The organism is Aliigemmobacter aestuarii (genome assembly GCF_004799285.1).
GTDB classification, from domain to species: domain Bacteria; phylum Pseudomonadota; class Alphaproteobacteria; order Rhodobacterales; family Rhodobacteraceae; genus Aliigemmobacter; species Aliigemmobacter aestuarii.
Genome location: NZ_SSND01000001.1, coordinates 322,011 through 339,171 on the forward strand (window position 1 = coordinate 322,011; position 17,161 = coordinate 339,171).

At 67.2% G+C, this 17,161-nt stretch carries 12 protein-coding genes; 5 read left to right on the forward strand and 7 right to left on the reverse strand.

Going from position 1 to position 17,161, the window contains the following annotated elements; all coding sequences use genetic code 11:
- Window positions 1-17 precede the first annotated feature (17 nt).
- Window positions 18-2,456 (reverse strand): GcvT family protein, encoded by a 2,439-nt coding sequence (locus E7811_RS01530; protein ID WP_136392837.1) that lies wholly within the window; start codon window positions 2,454-2,456, stop codon window positions 18-20.
- A 75-nt stretch (window positions 2,457-2,531) separates the two neighbouring features.
- Window positions 2,532-4,973, reverse strand: coding sequence for a GcvT family protein (locus tag E7811_RS01535; protein WP_136392838.1), 2,442 nt, complete (start codon window positions 4,971-4,973; stop codon window positions 2,532-2,534).
- Between the two features lie 113 nt (window positions 4,974-5,086).
- On the opposite strand from E7811_RS01535, the gene E7811_RS01540 reads away from it, so the two are divergent.
- The 3 genes from E7811_RS01540 to E7811_RS01550 all read left to right on the forward strand — a co-directional run bounded on the left by E7811_RS01540 (window position 5,087) and on the right by E7811_RS01550 (window position 7,193).
- A complete protein-coding gene (locus E7811_RS01540) occupies window positions 5,087-5,941 on the forward strand; it encodes a LysR family transcriptional regulator (RefSeq protein WP_136392839.1) in 855 nt (284 codons plus the stop codon).
- 57 nt (window positions 5,942-5,998) lie between these two features.
- The gene (locus E7811_RS01545) at window positions 5,999-6,652 is read left to right on the forward strand and encodes a flavin reductase family protein (protein WP_136392840.1); all 654 of its coding nucleotides are present in this window, start codon (window positions 5,999-6,001) and stop codon (window positions 6,650-6,652) included.
- A 199-nt stretch (window positions 6,653-6,851) separates the two neighbouring features.
- A complete protein-coding gene (locus E7811_RS01550) occupies window positions 6,852-7,193 on the forward strand; it encodes an ArsR/SmtB family transcription factor (protein ID WP_246020283.1) in 342 nt (113 codons plus the stop codon).
- 107 nt (window positions 7,194-7,300) lie between these two features.
- Here E7811_RS01550 and E7811_RS01555 read toward each other — a convergent pair whose 3' ends face one another.
- The gene (locus tag E7811_RS01555; RefSeq protein WP_136392842.1) at window positions 7,301-8,557 is read right to left on the reverse strand and encodes a calcium-binding protein; all 1,257 of its coding nucleotides are present in this window, start codon (window positions 8,555-8,557) and stop codon (window positions 7,301-7,303) included.
- Between the two features lie 593 nt (window positions 8,558-9,150).
- Between E7811_RS01555 and E7811_RS01560 the strand changes: the two genes are divergently transcribed.
- Window positions 9,151-11,256, forward strand: a complete 2,106-nt coding sequence (locus E7811_RS01560) for a calcium-binding protein (RefSeq protein ID WP_136392843.1) — start codon at window positions 9,151-9,153, stop codon at window positions 11,254-11,256.
- Between the two features lie 48 nt (window positions 11,257-11,304).
- On the opposite strand, the gene hisI is transcribed toward E7811_RS01560, so the two are convergent.
- Complete coding sequence (gene hisI / locus E7811_RS01565) at window positions 11,305-11,664, reverse strand: phosphoribosyl-AMP cyclohydrolase (RefSeq protein ID WP_136392844.1); 360 nt, start codon at window positions 11,662-11,664, stop codon at window positions 11,305-11,307.
- 123 nt (window positions 11,665-11,787) lie between these two features.
- Here hisI and E7811_RS01570 point away from each other — a divergent pair, with 123 nt between their 5' ends.
- Window positions 11,788-12,252, forward strand: a complete 465-nt coding sequence (locus tag E7811_RS01570; protein ID WP_136392845.1) for an iron-sulfur cluster assembly scaffold protein — start codon at window positions 11,788-11,790, stop codon at window positions 12,250-12,252.
- Between the two features lie 223 nt (window positions 12,253-12,475).
- Here E7811_RS01570 and E7811_RS18315 read toward each other — a convergent pair whose 3' ends face one another.
- The 3 genes from E7811_RS18315 to ligA form a co-directional block, all read right to left on the reverse strand.
- Complete coding sequence (locus E7811_RS18315; protein WP_281277018.1) at window positions 12,476-12,598, reverse strand: hypothetical protein; 123 nt, start codon at window positions 12,596-12,598, stop codon at window positions 12,476-12,478.
- A gap of 169 nt (window positions 12,599-12,767) precedes the next feature.
- Window positions 12,768-14,858, reverse strand: coding sequence for an ATP-dependent DNA helicase RecG (gene recG / locus E7811_RS01575; protein ID WP_136394177.1), 2,091 nt, complete (start codon window positions 14,856-14,858; stop codon window positions 12,768-12,770).
- Entirely contained in the window at window positions 14,855-17,002 is a 2,148-nt protein-coding gene (gene ligA / locus E7811_RS01580; RefSeq protein ID WP_136392846.1) for an NAD-dependent DNA ligase LigA, read from the reverse strand. Before ligA ends, recG begins: the two co-directional genes overlap by 4 nt.
- Between the last annotated feature and the right edge of the window lie 159 nt (window positions 17,003-17,161).

Consider the following 17,161-nt stretch of genomic DNA (forward strand, 5'->3'; position numbering starts at 1 on the left):
TCTGCCCCCCGCCGCCGTCACATCCGCACCCGCGCGGACGCGGGGTCATACATCGGCTCTAGGCTCGCGACCGCACGGTGCCGCACGCCCGCCACCTCGATCTCGTAGGTCGAGGCCAGCACCTCGGCCTCGCTCTCGCCCTTGCAAGGCACATAGCCCATGCCGATCGCACCGCCCAAGGCGTGGCCATAGTTACCGCTGGTCACCGGGCCCACGATCCGCCCGTCACGCACGATCGCCTCGTTGTGGAACAGAAGCGGCTCGGGGTCTTCCAGCCGGAACTGCACCATCCGGCGCGCAAGCCCCGCCTCCTCTTTCCGCAGCACCGCGTCGCGCCCGATGAAATCGCCCTTGCCCGTGCGCACCGCAAAGCCAAGGCCCGCCTCCAGCACGTGATCCTCATCGGTGATGTCATGGCCCCAGTGGCGATAGGCCTTCTCGATCCGGCAACTGTCGAGCGTATGAAGACCGCAGAGCTTCACCTCGGGCGCGGCCTCCAGGATCGCCTCGAAGACATGCGCCGCCTGATCGGTCGAAACGTAAAGCTCCCATCCCAGTTCGCCCACGTAAGACACGCGATGCGCCCGCGCCAGGCCCATGCCGATCTCGATTTCCCGCGCAGTGCCAAAGGGATGTCCTGCGTTGCTGAAGTCGTTCGGGCTGACCTTGGCCATCACATCGCGCGCCTTCGGCCCCATCAGGCACAGAACCGATTCCGCCGCCGTCACATCGGTGATGACGGCGAAATCGTCGCCGACATGGCGCCGCAGCCAGGCCAGATCGCGTTGCAGCGTGGCGCCGGGCACGACCAGAAGGAAGGCGGTTTCCGAAAGCCGCGTCACCGTCAGGTCGCTTTCGATCCCGCCCCGGTCATTCAGCATCTGGGTATAGACGACGCGGCCCGCCGCCACGTCGATCCTGTTGGCGCAGACCCGTTCCAGGAACCGGCAGGCATCGCGCCCCTCGACCCGGATCTTGCCGAAGGAGGTCATGTCGAAGAGGCCCACACCCTCGCGCACGGCCATATGTTCGGCGCGCTGGTTGTCGAACCAGTTCTGCCGCTTCCAGCTGTAGCGGTATTCGCGCTCTTGCCCGTCGCGCGCGAACCAGTTGGCCCGCTCCCAGCCCGCCACCTCGCCAAAGACAGCGCCGCGCACCTTAAGATGTTCGTGCAGCGGGCTGCGCCGCACGCCGCGCGCCGTCACCACCTGCCGATAGGGGAAGTGGTCGGCATAAAGCAGGCCCAGGGTTTCCGTGACCCGCTCCTTCAGATAGCGGCGGTTCTTCTGGAAGGGCTGCGCGCGGCGGATGTCCACGTCCCACAGGTCGAAGGGCGCCTCGCCCTCGGTCAGCCAGTGCGCGATCGCCATTCCCGCCCCGCCCGAACTCTGGATCCCCACCGAGTTGAACCCCGCCACGATCCAGTAGCCCGCCAGTTCCGGCGCCTCGCCCAGGTAATAGCGGTCATCGGGCGTGAAACTTTCCGGCCCGTTGAAAAAGGTGTGGATCCCCGCCTTCTGGAACAGCGGCATCCGGTTCATAGCCATTTCCAGGATCGGGCCGAAGTGATCCCAGTCCTCAGGCAGGGTGTCGAATTCGAAATCCTCGCGGATGCCGCCCATGCCCCAGGGCTTGGCCACCGGCTCGAAGGCGCCCAGCATCATCTTGCCGGCGTCGGATTTGTAATAGGCGCATTCGTCGGGCACCCGCAGCACCGGCAGGTGCCCCAGCCCCTCGACCGGCTCGGTGACCAGATAGAAATGCTCGCAGGCATGCAGCGGCAGCGTGACGCCCGCCTCGGCGGCCATGTCGCGGCCCCACATGCCGCCGCAGTTGATGACCACATCGGCGGCGATATGGCCCGCGTCGCCGCCGGCCTGCCATTCCACCCCCGTCACCCGGCCGCCCGCGCGGGTCACGCCCGTGACCTTCACATTCTCAAGGACCGTGGCGCCCCGCATCCGCGCGCCCTTGGCCAGCGCCATGGCGATATTGGCCGGATCGCATTGCCCGTCCAAGGGCAGATGCACCGCGCCCACCACGTCACCCACTTCAAGATGGGGATACATCGCCTTGACTTCGCTTGGGGAAATCTCGTGCACATCGACGTCGAAGATGCGCGCGACCGTGGCCTGGCGCAGCAGTTCTTCATGCCGTTCCCTCGTCAGCGCGACCGAGATGGAGCCCACCTGCCGCATCCCCGTGGCGATGCCCGTCTCGGCCTCGAGCTTGACGTAAAGATCGGCGGTGTATTTCGCCAGCCGCGTCATGTTGGCGGATGCACGCAACTGCCCGATCAGGCCTGCCGCATGCCATGTCGTGCCGCTGGTCAGGCGCTTGCGTTCCAACAGCACGATATCGGTCCAGCCGGCCTTGGCCAGATGATAGGCCACCGAACAGCCCGCCACACCGCCCCCGATGATGACCGCCCGCGCGCGATCCGGAACCCCTGCCATGTCCTTCGTCCTTCAACCTGATCCAAATACCCTGCGGGGGGTGCGGGGGGCGCAAAGCCCCCCGCTCCTGCCCGCTCAGCCGCGCAGCCGCGCGTTCTCCGCATCCCAGACTGGCGCATCGGCCAGAACCTCGGCCGGGTAACGCCCCCCGAAAATCTCCACCTCGACCCTCGTTCCCGGCGTGGCCAGGTCGGCCCGCAGCATCCCCAGGGCCAGACAGGCCTCCACCCGATGGCCCCAGTATCCGCTGGTCGTCTCGCCCACGACGCGCCCCTCGTGCCAGATCGTCGACATGTAGGGCGGGTCGCAGTCACCAGCCTCGACCTTCAGCGTGACGAACCGCTTGGCGAAACCCGCCTGCTTTTCCGCCGCCAGCGCCGCGCGGCCCCGGAAATCGGGCTTCGACCAGTCGATGAACCGCTCCAGCCCGCCCTGCAGCACCGTGTAGTCTGTCGAAAGATCGCCCTTCCAGGCGCGATAGCCCTTTTCGATCCTCAGCGAATTCAGCGCGAACATGCCGAAGGGCCGCAGGCCCCGCGGCTTGCCCGCCGCTATGACCGCATCCCAGACCCGCGGCGTATCCGCCACGCGGGAATGGATTTCCCATCCCAGCTCGCCCGCGAAAGAGACCCGCATCAGCACGACCTCGGCACCCGCGATCCGCGCCGTCTGGAAGCTCAGCCATCCGCGCGAAAGGTCCGCGTCCGACACCTCCGCCAGGATCGCGCGGCTGGCCGGTCCGGTCAGGATCTGCGTGGCCCAGCCTTCGGTTTCATCGGTCAGGGCCAGACCCGGCTCCATGTGGCGCTCCAGCCATTCGCGGTCATGGGCCTGTGCGGTCGCCGCCGTGATCAGCCAGAATTCGTCGGGGCCAAGGCTGGCCACGCTCATCTCGGTCACGATCCGGCCCTTGGCGTCGGCGAAATAGGCCAGCCCCAGACGCCCCTCGCGCGGGACCTTGCCGGTGATCTGGCGCGACAGCCAGTCGGCCGCCCCCGCCCCCGTCAGGCGGAACCGGGAAAAGCCCGGCAGGTCAAGGATGCCCGCCGCGTCGCGCACCGCCAGACATTCCTCGCGCACGGCGCCAAACCAGGGGCCTTCGCGATCCCAGGTGCGCTGCGCCTCTTCCGACGTGTCATCGCCCGGCCGCGCATACCACAGCGCGCGTTCCCAGCCGTTGTAGGCCCCGAACTGCGCACCCATCGCCGCCACCCGGTCATGCACCGGCGACAGTTTCTTCATCCGGCCCACGGGCCAGGCGTGATGCGGGAAATGGATGGCGTATTCGTGCCCGTAAACCTCCATCCCCTTCTTCACGCAATAGTCCGGGTCCTCGAATCCGGTGAACCGGCGCGGGTCACATGACCACATGTCCCATTCGGTCGCCCCCTCCGTCACCCATTCGGCGAGGACCTTGCCCGCGCCGCCTGCCTGGCAGATCCCGAAGGTGAAGACGCAGGCCTCGAATGCATTGGGCACGCCCGGCATCGGGCCAATCAGCGGGTTGCCGTCGGGCGTGTAGGGGATCGGGCCGTTGATGACCTTGGTCAGGGCGGCCTTTTCCAGAAGCGGCACGCGCGCCATCGCGTCGCCGATGTACCATTCCAGCCGCTCCAGATCGTCGGGGAACAGCTGGAAGCTGAAATCCTCGGGGAACGGGTCGTCGGGCGACACCCAATGCGCCTTGCAGTTACGTTCATAGGGGCCAAGGTTGAAGCCGTATTTCTCTTGCCGCAGGTAATAGGAACTATCCACGTCGCGCAGAAGCGGCAGCTTGTGCCCCGCCGATTTCGACCAGCTTTCCAGTTCCGGGATCGTGTCGAACAGCAGGTACTGGTGGCTCATCACCATCATCGGCAGGTCGCGGCCGAACCATTTGCCCACCTCGCGGGCGTAATAGCCGGCGGCGTTCACCACGATCTCGCAGCGGATGTCGCCCTTGGGGGTGCTGATCACCCATTCGTCGCCCTCTCGCCGGGCACCGGTCGCGGGGCAGAACCGTTCGATCCGCGCACCCATCTGGCGGGCGCCCTTGGCCAGCGCCTGCGTCAGCTGCGCCGGGTCGATGTCGCCGTCGTAGGGATCGTAAAGCGCACCGGTCAGGTCGTGGGTTTCAAGGAAGGGATAGCGGTCGCGGATCTCGCCGGGGGAAAGGATGTTCAGGTCCATTCCCTGATAACGGCCCATGCCCACGACCCGCTGGAATTCCTGCAGCCGTTCCTTCGTATGGCCCAGACGCACCGACCCGGTGACATGGTAGTTCATCGGGTAATCGACCGCCGCCCCCAGCCCGCGGTACAGCTCGGCCGAATAGCGCTGCATGTTCATGATCGACCACGAGGAGGAGAACGTGGGCACGTTGCCCGCCGCGTGCCAGGTGCTGCCCGCCGTCAGTTCGTTCTTTTCCAGAAGGACGCAATCCGTCCACCCGACCTTGCACAGGTGATAGAGGGCGGATGCGCCCACGGCCCCCCCGCCGATGATCACGACGCGCGCGGATGTGGGGAAATCTGACATGGGGTCCTCCGGTCTTTTGACGCACTATCCTCGGGCGACAGGGCGCTTTCAATTCTGGCGCGGGCCGGATATTGATCGGAAAATCCGATCAGTCCTTTCACGGGGCCCCGCCGATGCAGATCGAGTTTCTGGAAACCTTCCTGGACCTTGTGGAAACCCGCAGCTTCAACCGCACGGCCGAGCGGATGGGGCTGACGCAATCCACCGTTTCGGGGCGCGTCTCGGCACTGGAACAGGCGCTTGGTGGGGTGCGGCTGTTCCGCCGCTCGCGCGCGGGAACCGAGCTGACGACCGAGGGGCTGAAGTTCGAGACCCACGCCCGCAACCTGCGCCGCGAATGGACCGAGGCGAGGCGGCGCATGACGCCCACGGGCGAGGCCGCGCTGTCGGTCAAGCTGGGCATCCAGAACGATCTGGCCGCGCGTCACATCGGCGACTGGGTGGCCGATTTCCGCCGCGCCCTGCCGCAGACCTCGTTCTACATCGAACCGGATTACTCGGCGCAGATGTGCGCCGATCTGGTGACGGGCGTACAGGATTTCGCCGTGCTGTTCAGCCCCAAGCCGCACCCCGACCTGCATTTCGCGACCGTGGGCGAGGTGCGCTATCGCATGGTCTCTTCCGATGCCGACCGGCGAGAGGGGCTGGTGGCGGATCGCTACATCTTTGCCCATTTCTCGCCCGCGTTCGAGGCGGCGCATCGCGCGCAACTGCCCGAACTGTCGGGCGCCGCGCTGTCGGTCGGGCAAAGCGCTAGCGTCGCAGCACTTCTGGGGGCGATGGGGGGCGCGGGCTATGTGCTTGAGGATACGGCAGCCGACCTGATCGGCGCCGGGCGGTTCCGGGCGGTTCAGGATGCGCCGGTGCTGTCGCAACCCGTCTATGCCGCGATGCACCTGCGCAATCGCACCGCGCCACTGCACCGCCGCCTGACCGCGATCGTAAGCCGCAACCTCGCCCGCCGCTGACTTGGCAGCGCCGGGCAATGCGCCTAGGCTCGGCCCGCCCAGACAGGAGACGAGCCCATGCACTATGCCCCCGGACGCGAAGCCTGCCCGCTGCCCTTTTCGCCCTTCAAGTCCTGCACCGTGCCGCGACCAATCGGCTGGATCTCGACCGTCTCGCGGGGGGGCGTGGCGAACCTTGCCCCCTACAGCCAGTGGCAGAACCTGACCTTCGATCCGCCGATGGTGATGTTCGCCGCCAATCTCTATTCCGACGGGCGACGCAAGCACACGGTGATCAATGCCGAGGAAACCGGCTGGTTCGTCTGGAACATGGCTACCTACGACCTGCGCGAGGCGGTCAACATCTCGGCTGCGGAATGGCCCGAGGGGGTGGACGAATTCGTGAAGGCGGGCGTCACGCCCGAAGCCTGCATCGAGGCACCCGGCCCCCGCGTGGCCGAAAGCCCCGCGCATTTCGAATGCCGCCACCTGTCCACCCACCGCCTGCGCGGCAATTCCCCCCATGGCTGGGTCGAGGTGGTCTACGGCGAGGTCGTCCACATCCATGTGAAGGACGAGGTGCTGACGGCGGAGGGCAAGCTCGACATCCCCCGGATCCGCCCGCTCGCGCGGCTGGGGTATTACGACTACACTTCGGTCACCGAGGTGTTCGAAATGCGGGTGCCCGGTGCCTCTGGCGCGGCTCAGGCCGGGCTGGAGGGCAAGGCCTAGGCGCAAAGCCGCCCGGCGGCCGGTGCGGGCATTGCCGGAACAGACGGGGCACACTATCTTGTTGAAGGCGGGTCCGGTCGGGGCAGCGCAAGGCGGGCCGGGACAAAACGCCCGATGGTCATTGGTGCGCCGGAAGGTCTATGCTAACAACGGTGCAGTTGCAGAAGGCGGGGCAATGTCGTTGGACACAGATCACCGTATGATCCTGACGCAGGACACAACGACCGAAGGGTGCAACGCCCTTTCGGCCGACGAGATGATGACGCAGGCGCAATCCGCGGCGAACTTTCTCAAGGCGCTGTCGCACGAAGGCCGCCTGATGATCCTCTGCCACCTGCAATCGGGCGAGAAATCCGTCACCGAACTGGAACACCTGCTGGAATCCCGTCAGGCCGCTGTCAGCCAGCAACTCGCGCGGCTTCGGATGGAGGGGCTCGTGGGCTGCCGCCGCGAAGGCAAGGCGATCTACTATTCGATCCAGGACCCGAAGGTCGCCACCGCGATCGGGATGGTCTATGAGATGTTCTGCCGCAAGGCGTGACCCGGACCCGGCGGGCCGCGTTCTTCCCGAACGCTGCGGGCGAAACGGAAACGGCGCGAGGTGTTCCTCGCGCCTTCCTTTATTGCCGCACCCGTGCCAACCTGTTGTCAGTTGACAACGAGCACCGGCCAGATCATGTCGTTCAGCAGGCCCGCATCCGCACCGTCCAGCCGGATCGTGCCGCCGTTGCCGAGGTTGATCACCGCCTGATCCCCGTCCTGGACGAAGAACCGCCCGTTCAGCGCCGCAAAGCCGAACAGGTCCATTCCTTCCACGGTCAGCCAGTCTTCGGCCAGGTCGAAATCGGTGATCGTGTTGATCGAGACCTTGCGGATATTGCCAAAGGTGAAATCGAACGTATCGGCCCCGTCCCCGCCCGAAAGCAGATGGTCGCCGCCCTTGTCCATCCGCGCGACCAGCAGGTCATTGCCCGCGCCGCCCGAAAGCGTGCTGTTCTGGACGCTGGAGTAAAGCGTGTCATCGCCCTCTTCGCCGTAAAGCCGGTCGCCCCCTGCATGGGCATAGATCACGTCAGCCCCGTCGCCGCCGAACAGCCAGTCACTGCCGTTCTTGCCGGCAAGCGTGTCATCGCCGTTGCCGCCGTAAAGCGTGTCATTTCCGGAATCGCCCACGAGCACGTCATCGCCGTTGGCACCGTCCAGGTTGTTGTTGCCCAGGCCGCCATAGATGACCTCGTCCTCGCCCAGGCCGATGATCGTATCGTCTCCGGCAAGGCCGTAGGCGCGGAAGATGTCCTCGGCTGTCAGCCCGTCGAAATGCAGGATGTCGCCGGTGACATGGGTAAAGCGCAGGCCGGTGGCGGTGGTCACCAGATAGGCCCCGGAATTGAAGATCGTCGCGGCCGAGGCGCCGTCGATTTCCAGATCATCCTCGAACGGGTCGAAATCCGTCAGTTGCAGTTCCGAGACATCGGGATCGGAGGCCAGGGTCAGCCGGAAAAGATCGGCCCCCGCCCCGCCTTCCAGAACGTGGTTGCCCCCCAGATCGAGCCGGGCCACCAGCGTGTCGTCGCCCGCGCCACCCACCAGCGTGGAACTGCGCCCGCCGCTGTCAAGCAGGTCCGCACCCTCGCCGCCGAAGATCTGGTTGTTGCCGTTGGTGCCGAACAGCGTGTCGTCGCCATTGCCGCCGATCAGGGTGTCGTCTCCACCGCCGCCGTAGACCTCGTCATTGCCGTCGCCGCCGTCGAGATAGTCGTCCCCGCCAAGGCCGTTGATGCTGTCATTTCCGCCAAGGCCGAAGACCACATCGACAAGCGCCGATCCGCGCAGGCCGTTGTCACCGTCATCGCCGGACAGAAGCTGGTCGAAGATGGCGGGATGGGGCGGGGGCGTCAAAGGCATGGCGTGCTCCTACACAAAAACCTGTCACTGCACGCGCCTCGGCTGCGCGGGTTTCACCCGTCGTTGACTCGTGAATATGCCCCCACGCCACAAATTTGCCAGCATTTGTTCATATTCTCCACAGTCGCGCCACAATCACGCCGCAATCGAACGGATTGCCCCTGCCCTGCGGCCACCCCTCAACCACAGGGTGCAGAGGGCGCGGATGCCAGCGCGAATCGGCCGCGGCATCAGGGGGTGGTTGCGGGCCATCGACCCTTGACCCCGCGCGGAACCCGCGCGCGCGGCAAGGAACGGCCCGCCTTCCGCATCGCCTGCGGCCGGGACAGGCCATCCGGGGCGCGGACCGGCGTCCGAAGGTCCGTTTCGCGGCAAGGAACGCGGCGACAGGTCAAGTCGGGAAAACCCGACCATTGCCCCTTTCCTGCGACTTTTCCGCTTTGATCTCAGCGCCCTAAACGAAAGTCGTAGGGGCCGTTCCGGCCCATAAGCCCCGGTTTAGGGCCGCTTCGTCCGGGTTTATTGACCGGCCCCGAACCCCGCCCCTACCACCGTTTCACGAGTTGATTTTTCACATGTGAAGGGAGGCGCGCGTGCCTGTCAGCATTCCCGGCGAGATCCCCGGAGACACCACCACGACGGCAATCATCAATCCGACCGTCAACGACACCTACGAATCGACGCTTGGAACCAATGGCGATGCCGACTGGTGGCGCATCAGCCTGACGGCGGGGCTGACCTATGACTTCACCCTGACCGGTAACGGCGGGCCGAACAGCCTTGACGACGGGATCCTCGAGATCCTGACCGCCACCGGCACCAGGGTTTCCGGCAGCGGCGGGGCCTATTACGGGTCGATCCTGGGATCGATCACCTCGGCCACGGGGGGCACCTTTCATGTCCAGGTCCGGGATGGCGCCAATTTCGACAACCTGGCCGAGGGCGATTACATCATCACCGCGCGCACCGATGACACGGTGGTCAACAACGCCACCACCACCGCGCAGATCACCGGCAGCGGCATCACATCGGGCGCGCTCGGCCAGTCGCATGACAGCGACTGGTATCGCGTGACCCTGACCGAAGGGCTGAGCTATGGCTTCACCCTGGTCGGCGACGGCAGCGCCAACACGCTCGACCTCGCAAGCCTCACGATCCGGTCGGCCACCGGCACCCGGCTTGACAGCACGAACGAGGAAGGCACGGCCAGCTGGACCGCGCTGTCCACCGGCACCTATTTCATCGATGTCTCGGACCGGATCCTTTACGACTTCCTGGCCGAGGGCAATTTCCGCATCATCGCCGCCATGTCCGACAGCGTGCGCAACGATGCCGAAACCGGGGCCGGCATGATCGACGGGCAGCGCATCGGCGGGCAGATCGACGTGCATGGCGACGGCGACTGGTACGGGTTCAACGCGGTGGCGGGCCGCACCTATACCGTGCGGCTGACCGGCAACGGTGCCGCGAACGATCTGGAATACAAGACGATCCGCATCTTCGACAGTTCGGGCCGCCAGATCGCGTCGGACCGCGACACCCGGGAAGGCGGCGTCGCGACCGTGACCTTCACCGCCAGCGTCTCGGGGCGCATCTATCTTTCGGCGGAAGGGTCGGATTATGCGCAGTCCAACACGCGCGAAACCGGCGGGTTCTTCCTGCAGATCACGTCGGATGCGGTGGTGGTGAACGGCACCGGCGCGAACGAACACCTGACCGGGGTCGAGGTGAACAACCGCATCTCGGGACTTGGCGGCAACGACAGCGTCTATGGCGCGAACGGCAACGACCTTGTCATGGGCGGCACCGGCAATGACCTTGTCGATGGCGGGGAAGGCAATGACACCCTGCGCGGCGAGGCGGGCAACGACACCCTGTCGGGGGGCGCGGGGATCGACACGGCGGACTACAGCGGGTCCGCCCCGGTTCGCGTGAACCTGTCGGTGACGTCGGCCCAGAACACCGGACAGGGCATCGACCGCATCTTCGGGGTCGAGAACGTGCAGGGCGGCAGCCGAAATGACGCGATCACCGGAAACGGCGGGGCGAACCTGCTGATCGGCGGCGGCGGCAACGACACGCTGAAAGGCGGCGCGGGAAACGACCGGTTGCAGGGCGATGCCGGCAACGACCTGATGCTGGGCGGCACCGGCAAGGATTGGGCCGTCTTCACCGGGTCGGCGGCGGTGACGGTGAACCTGGGCCTGACGGGGGCGCAGAATACCGGTTGGGGACGCGACACGATCCGCGAGATCGAGAACGTCCTGTCCGGCGCGGGCCGCGATACGCTGACCGGCAGCAGAGCGGCCAATATCCTTGACGGCGGCGCGGGGAATGACCGGCTGTCGGGTGCGGGCGGCAATGACACGCTGATCGGCGGGACGGGCCGCGACAACCTGCGCGGCGACGGCGGGCGCGACGCGTTGAACGGCGGGACCGGCAACGATACCCTGACGGGCGGCGCGGGGGCGGACAGGTTCGAATTCAACCGCGGGACGGATGCCGATACCGTCACCGATTTCCGCAACAACACCGATACGCTGGCCTTCGGCGGATTCGGGTTCTTCAGCGTGGACCAGGTTCTGGCGCTCGCGAGCCAGAGGAACGGCAACGTGATCTTCGATCTGGGCGGCGGCGACCGCGTCGTGGTGCTGAACAGCACGATCAACGCGCTGGCCGACGATATCGTCCTGATCTGACGGGCCGGACCGCGTGCGCCCGGTGGACCGGCCCCATCGCAGGGCCGGTCAGGCGATCGGGCGCATCAGCTCCACCTCGTCGCCATTCCGGATCGCCGTGTAGAAACAGGACCGCCGGTTGGTGTGGCAGGCCGGGCCCTCCTGGGTGACGCGCAGAAGCAGGCAGTCGCGGTCGCAATCGACCCGCATCTCGACCAGGCGCTGCACATGGCCCGAGGTTTCGCCCTTGGCCCAGAAGGCCTGCCGCGACCGCGACCAGTAGGTGACCTGCCCCGTGGAAAGCGTGCGCGCCACCGCGTCCGCGTTCATCCACGCCATCATCAGGACATCGCCCGTGGCATCGTCCTGCGCGATGGCCGGGATCAGGCCATTCGCGTCATACTTCAGGCTTGCCGGGTCGAAGGTCATGGGATGCATCCTTTGCAAAGGCGGCGGGCGGGTCTATCTAAGGGCAAGGCCGCCGCGAAGGAAGCCCCGAAACCGGGGCCCTGTGTTGGGCGGGGCAAGCGCGGAAGGGGCGCGGAACGGGCGATGTCTGACAGCGATCTGATCAAGCTTTATTCGGGACGCATCCTGGAACTGGCCGCCGACATCCCGCATCTGGGCCGCCTGCCCGCCCCCCAGGGCACGGCGCGGAAACGCTCGCCCCTCTGCGGGTCCACGGTGACGGTCGATGTGGTGCTGAAGGACGGGCGGATCGCCGAATTCGCGCAGGACGTGAAGGCCTGTGCCCTGGGGCAGGCTTCGGCCGCGGTGGTGGGCCGCGCGGCGATCGGGCTGAACCGCGCCGAGGTAGAGGCCGCCCGCGACGGATTGCGCGCCATGCTGAAGGACGGCGGCCCCGTGCCCGCCCCCCCGTTCGACGGGTTCGAGGTGCTGACGCCCGCGCGGGACTATCGCAATCGCCACGCCTCGATCCTTCTGGCGATCGAGGCGACGGCCGAGGCGATGGCTGCGGCAGAGGCCGCCACGGCCGCGGGACACGCCGAAAGCTGACCGCGGGACGGCGGATTTCCGGGAATCGGCGCCCGAAACGGGCCTGAAAAGAAAAAGCCGCCGCTTCCGGGACGGGAAGCGGCGGCAAGTGGCGTGTCTGGTGGGCCGAGGACGGGGCGGCGGGACAGTGCCGCCCGTTCGGGCGTCAGAGGCAGACGCGGCTGGCATCCCTTGGGGACGGATGCCAAGGCCCGAAAGGCAGACCGCAGGCAGAACGGATGGGTCAGAGAAGACCCGGCAAATAGAGCGCAAAGGCCAGAAGCGCGAACAACGACACCACGCCCGCAGCCTCTTCGGCCAGAGTGTCGGGCGACCGGGTGAGGACGGATTTGATTTCCTTTAACATCGTTGTCAGCTCCCTTCCTTGTTGCCCGATTGTTCTCATGTCTGGCGCGATTCGTAAAGAACTTTTTAAGAACATTTGCGAACAAAGTGGAATTCGCGACCTGTGACACAGACGGACGAGGGGCTTTGCCCCCCGCACCCCCCAGGATATTTGGGCCAGAATGAAAGGGTCAGCCGACCGAGATCAGGCGGATGGCGCGGTCCTGGTCGAGCAGCCAGAGAAGGATGCGCGCGGCGCGACCGCGCGGGCTTTCCAGGGCCGGGTCTTCGGCCAGAAGGCGGCGCGCGTCGGCCTGGGCCACCTCCATCAGCGCGGCCTGCCGTTCCAGATCGGCGACGCGGAACCGGGGCAGGCCAGATTGCGCGGTGCCGATCAGGTCGCCCGCGCCGCGCATGGCGAGGTCTTCCTCGGCGATGCGGAAGCCGTCCTCGGTATCGCGCAGGATCTGCAAGCGCCGTTCGCCGCCTTCGGTCAGGGGCGGCTGATACATCAGAAGGCAGGTGGATTGCGCCGCCCCCCGCCCCACCCGTCCGCGCAACTGGTGCAGTTGGGCAAGGCCGAAGATCTCGGCCCGTTCGATCACCATGATCGAGGCATTGGGCACGTTCACCCCCACCTCGATCACAGTGGTGGCGACCAGGACCTTGGTCTGCCCGGCCACGAACCGGGCCATCGCGGCATCCTTTTCGGCAGGCGGCATCTGGCCGTGGACCAGCCCCACAACCCCGTCGCCCAGGGCAGCGCGCAGGGTGGCAAAGCGTGCCTCGGCGCTGGCGTAATCCAGTACCTCGCTGTCCTCGACCAGGGGGCAGACCCAATAGGCCTGCCGCCCCTCGGCCACCGCGCGCGTCAGATGGGCGACCACCTCATCCATCCGGGCGGCGGATATGAGCGCGGTCTTCACCGGCTTGCGGCCGGCGGGCTTCTCATCCAGCACCGAGACATCCATGTCGCCGTAACTGGCCAGCGCCAGGCTGCGCGGGATGGGCGTTGCCGTCATCACCAGCACATCCGTCGCCTGCCCCTTGGCACCCAGTTCCATGCGCTGCGCGACGCCGAAGCGGTGCTGTTCGTCCACGATGGCCAGCCGCAGGTCGTGAAAGACCACGTCCTTCTGGAAGACGGCATGGGTTCCGACCAGCACATGGATGTCGCCACGAGCGAGATCGGCGAGCTTGGCCGCGCGGTCCGCCCCCTTGTCGCGGCCGGTCAGCAGCTCCAGCCGGACGCCCGCCGCCCGGGCCAGGGGGCCCAGGCCTTCCAGATGCTGACGGGCAAGGATTTCGGTGGGCGCCATCATCACCCCCTGCCCGCCCGCCTCGACCGCGATGAGCAGCGCCATGAAGGCGACCAGCGTCTTGCCCGCCCCCACATCGCCCTGAAGCAGCCGGTTCATCCGCAAGGGCGCGGCCATGTCGGCGGCGATCTCGGCCACGGCGCGGGTCTGGGCGGCGGTCGGGGCATAAGGCAGGCTGTCCAGCACCTGCGCCTGAAGCCGGCCCGTGCCACGGGTTTCCACGCCCTTGCCCTTGCGCAGCGTCTGGCGCGCCAGCGTCAGCGTCAGCTGATGGGCGAAAAGCTCGTCATAGGCGAGGCGCTGGCGATAGGGCGCCGTGGGCGCGATATCGGCGGCGGTGCGCGGGGCATGGACGGCGCCGACCGCCACGCGCCAATCGGGCCAGCCCTCGCGCGTCTTCAGATGGGGGTCGATCCATTCGGGCAGGTCAGGGGCGCGGGCCAGCGCCGATTGCGCGGCTTTCGTCACCGCCTTCTGCGTGACGCCGGCGGTCAGGGGATAGACCGGCTCGAACTCGGGCAACTCGTCCGCCTCTTCGGGGCGCAGGACGTGGTCGGGATGGACCATCTGCGCCACACCATCGAACAGCTCCACCCGCCCCGAGACCAGCCGCCGCTGGCCGGTGGGCAGGAGTTTCGACAGGTAATCGCCCCTGGCGTGGAAGAAGACGCACTGGAATTCCACCCCCTGCCCGTCGCGCACCATGACCCGGTAGGGCCCACCCTTGCGGCGAGGCGGGAAATGGCCGCCCACCGTGACCTCGACCGTCAGGGTCGCGGGCGGCACCACATCGCGCAGGCCCGACCGCCGGGCGCGGTCGATGCCGGAATGGGGCAGCAGGAACAATAGGTCCTTCGGCCGTTCCACGCCGAGGCCTGCGAAGGCGCGCGCGGTCTTGGGGCCGACGCCTTCCAGCGTTTCCAGTTCCGCATAAAGCGGAAAGAGGATCTCGGGCCGCGTCATGCGCCCGAGATGAGGGCGAGCCATTCGTCCTCGTCGATCATCCGGACGCCCAGACGTTCGGCATCCTTTGCCTTCGATCCGGCGCCGGGGCCTGCGATGACCAGATCGGTCTTGGCGCTGACCGATCCGGCGACCTTGGCGCCCAAGGCCTCGGCCCGCGTCTTGGCCTCGGCGCGGGTCATCCGGGTGAGCGTGCCGGTGAAGACCACGGTCTTGCCCGCGACGGGGCTGTCGAGCGGGGCGCGGGCGGCCACATCCTCGACCGTCAGATGCGCCACCAGCGCATCGATCGCGGCCCGTTCGGCGGGATTGGCGAAGGCGTTGACCAGCGAGGCCGCCATCACCGCGCCCACCCCGTCAATGGCCGTCAGTTCCGCCCACTGCGCCCCCTCGCCGGGGGTGGCCGCCGTCATCGCGGCCTCGAAGGCCGTCCAGGAATGGTAGTGGTTGGCCAGAAGATTGGCCGAGCTTTCGCCGACATGGCGGATGCCCAGGGCGAAGATCAGCCGGTTGAGCGGGATCTTCCGCCGTTCGTCGATCGCAGCAAAGAGGTTCGCCGCCGATTTCTCGCCCCAGCCGTCACGGTTCTTCAGCTTCTGCAAGGGGTTGGCCGCATCGCGGGCCTGAAGGGTGAAGATATCGGCGGGCTGGCGGATCGGCAGGACGGGGTCGTGAAAGAACATCTCGACCTGTTTTGCGCCCAGGCCCTCGATGTCGAAGGCCCCGCGCGAGACGAAGTGTTTCAGCCGTTCGACCCCCTGCGCCGGGCAGATCAGCCCGCCGGTGCAGCGGCGGACGGCGTCGCCCTCCTCGCGCAGGGCGGGCGAGCCGCACTCCGGGCAGAGGGTGGGAAATTCGTAGGGCACCGCATCCGCCGGTCGGCGCGACAGGTCCACATCGGCGATCTTCGGGATCACGTCGCCCGCGCGGTAGACCTGCACCCAGTCGCCCACGCGGATGTCCTTGCCCTCGCGGATCGGGTTGCCGCGCGCGTCGCGTCCGGCAATGTAATCCTCGTTGTGCAGGGTCGCGTTCGACACGACGACCCCGCCGACGGTGACGGGCGACAGGCGCGCGACCGGCGACAGCGCCCCGGTCCGGCCCACCTGGATGTCGATCGCCTCGAGCCGGGTCCAGGCCAGTTCGGCGGGAAACTTGTGCGCGATGGCCCATCTGGGCGTGGTCGACCGGAAGCCGAGCCGCGCCTGAAGCGCCAGATCATTGACCTTGTAGACGACCCCGTCGATGTCATAGCCGAGCGTCGCGCGCTGCGTCTCGATCACGCGGTAATGCGCCATGAGCGCCTCCGGGCCGTCGCAGAGACGGGTCAGCGGGTTCACCGCAAAGCCAAGCTGCCCCAGCCGTTCGATCGCGCCCATCTGCGTGGCGGCCAGCGGCGCCGAATGGGCGCCCCAGGAATAGGCGAAGAACCTCAGCGGCCTGTCGGCCGTGATCCGGGCATCCAGCTGGCGCAGCGATCCGGCCGCCGCGTTGCGCGGATTGGCAAAGGTCTTGCCGCCCCGCTGGGACTGGCGCGCGTTCAGCGCGGCGAAATCGGCGTGGCTCATGTAGACCTCGCCACGCACTTCCAGCACATCGGGCGCGCCGGTCAGGCGATGGGGAATGTCGGCGATGGTGCGGGCGTTTTCGGTGACGTTCTCGCCCACCTCGCCGTCGCCGCGGGTTGCCGCCTGAACCAGCACGCCGCCCTCGTACCTGAGCGACAGCGACAGCCCGTCGATCTTGGGTTCGGCGGTGAAATCCAGGGGGCCCGCGTGGCCCAGATACTTGCGCACCCGGTCGACGAAATCGGCGGCGTCCTCTTCGTCGAAGGCGTTTTCGAGGCTCAGCATCCGCACCTCGTGCCGGACCTTGGCAAAGCCTTCGGCGGGGGCTGCCCCCACCTGTTCGCTGGGGCTGTCGGGGCGTTTCAGGGCCGGAAAACGCGCCTCGATCGCAGCGTTGCGGCGCTTGAGCGCGTCATAGTCGGCATCCGGGATCTCCGGCGCGTCCTCGGTGTGATAGGCGCGGTTCGCGCGGGCGATGGCCGCGGCCAGACGGTCCAGCTCGGCGCGCGCTTCCGCCTCGGTCAGAGCCTCCACCGCCCTGTCGGCTGCCCCGTTCGCCGCCCCGTTCACCGTCATTCCACCCTCCGCGCCTGCCGTCCCCTTGGTTTAGGAGAGCGACGCCGGGAAATCCAGCGCCTTGCCATCGGGCCCCGTGGCCGACCGCCGCGCCCCCCCCCCGCACCGACCAAGGGGCACATGGACGCCCGGGCGCGCTGGCTGAATTGGGTCAGGGCC